Source organism: Kitasatospora sp. NPDC007106 (assembly GCF_040634455.1).
Lineage (GTDB): Bacteria > Actinomycetota > Actinomycetes > Streptomycetales > Streptomycetaceae > Kitasatospora > Kitasatospora arboriphila.
Map to the genome: position 1 here is coordinate 1 of NZ_JBEYFP010000727.1, position 2,898 is coordinate 2,898.

Sequence of the window (2,898 nt, forward strand, 5' to 3'; positions counted from 1 at the left end):
GCACCACTGATGAAGCCCGTCGACCCCCGGCTGCTGCGGTACGCCCCAGGCCTCGGCGGTGCCGCTGACGGCCCAGGCCAGGCCGGTGGCCGGGTCCTCCAGCGCGAGGTGCAGGTACCAGAGCTCGTCGCGCGGCTCCGACCAGGCGAGGCAGCGCAGCCGGGCGACCAGGGCGTTGACCTCGGCCGCCACCGGCCGGGCGGTGCCGGCCATCGCGGCGAGCAGGTGCCAGACGGCGAGGCGGCCGTGGGCGGTGCCGAGCCGGGGCGTGCCGGAGGCCGCCTGGACGAGGGCCGGGTACGCGGCGGCGAAGGGCAGGTGCCCGGCCAGCACCCGGCGGCCGGGGGCGAGCCGGGCGGCGGCGTCGGGGGCCGTGCCCTGCACGCAGACCGCGGTGAGCCAGGGCGCGAGCGTGTGCGACAGCCGCGCCCCGGCGAAACCGGCGACCGGCCGGCCGGCGACCGGGAGGTCGAGGCGGACGAGGTCCTCGCGGGTGTCGGGCAGCGCGAACAGCGCCCGCCGGGCTCCGCCGGCCGGCAGGTAGTCGCGCACCCGGACGCCCTCCTCCCAGCCGGCCTGCTCCCAGGGCTCCAGCGCGAACGGCACGCCCTCCGGGTCGGCCTCGGCGCGGCCGGCGACCTCCTCGCCGAGCAGGGCGCGGGTGTGGGCGACCAGCCGCCGCACCGGCGCGGGCTCCAGCAGCGGGGCGAGCCGGCGCCAGGAGTGCCGGGTGGCGAGGACCTCCCAGAGCGGTCCCGCGTCGTGGTCGTGCTCGCCGGCGGCGGCGTGCGGGCCGCCGTCCCGGTCGAAGAGCCGGGCGGCGTGCTCCGGCGGGGCCTTGTACGCGAGGAGGTGCCCGATCGGGCCGGCCGTGCGGGGGGAGGTGTCGCGCAGCCGCCGGAACAGTCCGAGCAGTTCCGGCCAGCGGCCCGCCGCCGCCAGCTCCCCCGCCTGCCGCTCCACGTACGTGATCATTCCGTCAATGTACGTCGGCACCGCGCCCGCGGACCGCCGGGTGACGGTGTGTCGGGCCGGGCCCGCCCGGGCGGACGGGGCGCCCGGGGACCGCCGCGACCGGCCCCGACGCGGGCACGGCGGAGCGCCGCGCGGCGGCTCCGGAACGGACCGACCGCGCGGTACGGTACCGCCTCCACGACACGCAGGCTTCATACAGACCTAAGATGCCTGATATACAGGTGGGCATGACGATGCCTATCGACCAGCGCCTCGGCCACCACATCAAGCGCGCCGAGCAGGAGCTGATCGCGGCCAAGCATGCGGCACTGCGCCCGTTCAAGCTCAGCACCCCGCAGTACACCGTGCTGCTGGTGCTGTCGGAGGAGCCCGGGCTGTCCGGGGCGGCACTGGCCCGGCGCTGCCTGGTCACCCCGCAGACGATGTCCTCCGTGCTGGGCACCCTGGAGGGGCGCGGGCTCGTCGAACGCAAGCCGCACCCGATCCACCAGCACATCCTGGAGGCCCGGCTGACCAGGAGCGGCCGCACCCTGCTGGCCAGGGCCGACCAGGCGGCGATGGCGGTGGAGCAGGCCCTCGACGCGGAGTTCGACGCCGAGGAGCGCGAGCGGCTGCTGGCCCTGCTGGGCCGCGCCACGGCGGCGCTGGCGAACGCGCCGACCGGCGCCTGAGCCCGCCCCGGCACCCGCCCGCGCCGTCCCGTGGCGCGGGACCCGGACCGGACGACGGCTCAGCCGGTCGGCAGGACCCGGAGGCTGCCGTGCGCCACGGTCTCGCCGCCCTGCTCCATGACGACCTCGACCGCCGTCCCGTGCACCGAGGCGGCACCCGCCTCGGCCCGGACGAGACAGGGCCCGTCGAACTCGACGTACCGGCGGAAGGACGCCGAGAGCGCGGTGACCAGCGGCGCGGGCCGGCCGGTGGCGAGGCAGGCGGCCTGCCGCATCGCCTCGACCAGCACCATGCCGGGCACGTGGTCGACCTCGTGGTCGAACAGCACCGGGTGGCTGCGCTCCGAGCGGACCTGCCAGACCTGCGGCTGGGCGGTGGGCGCGAGCACCACGTCGGCGGCCCGGTCGCGGCCGACCAGCGGCGGCGGCACGGGCAGCGGCGGCAGCGGCCGCTCGAAGGCGGCGGCGAGCCGGTCGCCGCGCAGCCTGCGGTAGGCGCCCGGGGTGGTGCAGCTGAGCGCGCCGGTGGCGGTGCCGAGGGCCCGGCCGTCGCGCAGCACGTGCATCCGGATCCGCATGCCGGCGAGGCCGGTGCCGCGCCGGCGGACGTCCTCGCAGGTGGCCATGAGCGAGAGGTTGGCGGGCGCGCCGGTGAAGGCGAGCGCGGCCGGGTCGGCCTCGAAGGCCACGTCCCACATGAGGAAGTGCCGGTCGAGCGGGACGCCGAAGGCGGTGTGCGCGACGACCAGGCCGGCCTGGCGGACCGTCTCCGCCATCAGGACGGGGTCGTACCAGCGGTCGGCGACCGGCAGGTGGAAGCCGTGGCCGCGGGGCCATTGCGCGCCGAGGACGAAGTCCAGGTCGCCGACCGGTCGGCAGTCCGTCAGGAGCACCTCCGACACCGCGGCCCGGTGCACGAGCGCGCGGTCGACCGTGCGGGCGAACAGCACATCCTCCGGACGCAGGTCCAGTATCTGGGACACCGTACAAATCCCCCTTCGGGTGTTCACCGGGTGTCCCCAATCCTACAGACCAACCGGTTTGTTTTCGAAGGGGTTTCCGAGTCGGGCCGGCCGGTTTTGACATCCCTTTACTGAACACCGACGGAGCGTCAGAAAGCCGTCACCGGACGCTCGTCGGTACGCCGCCCGGGCGGCACCCGGACGTGGTGCGGCCCCCTCCCGGGCGTCCCGCCGCGCCCGGACGCGGCCGAGCCGCGGGGCACGGGCCCGGCCGTCCGGGCACGCGCACC

The 2,898-nt window shown here is 76.7% G+C and carries 3 protein-coding genes; 1 reads left to right on the top strand and 2 read right to left on the bottom strand.

Annotation, left to right across the window (positions count from 1 at the left end; all coding sequences use genetic code 11):
• The coding region (locus ABZ641_RS31440) for a hypothetical protein (RefSeq protein ID WP_359987317.1) at positions 1-975 on the bottom strand (975 nt) is incomplete at its 3' end.
• A gap of 227 nt (positions 976-1,202) precedes the next feature.
• Between ABZ641_RS31440 and ABZ641_RS31445 the strand changes: the two genes are divergently transcribed.
• A complete protein-coding gene (locus ABZ641_RS31445) occupies positions 1,203-1,646 on the top strand; it encodes a MarR family transcriptional regulator (RefSeq protein ID WP_344626333.1) in 444 nt (147 codons plus the stop codon).
• 59 nt (positions 1,647-1,705) lie between these two features.
• Here ABZ641_RS31445 and ABZ641_RS31450 read toward each other — a convergent pair whose 3' ends face one another.
• Positions 1,706-2,629, bottom strand: coding sequence for a ScbA/BarX family gamma-butyrolactone biosynthesis protein (locus ABZ641_RS31450; RefSeq protein ID WP_359987320.1), 924 nt, complete (start codon positions 2,627-2,629; stop codon positions 1,706-1,708).
• Positions 2,630-2,898 lie beyond the last annotated feature (269 nt).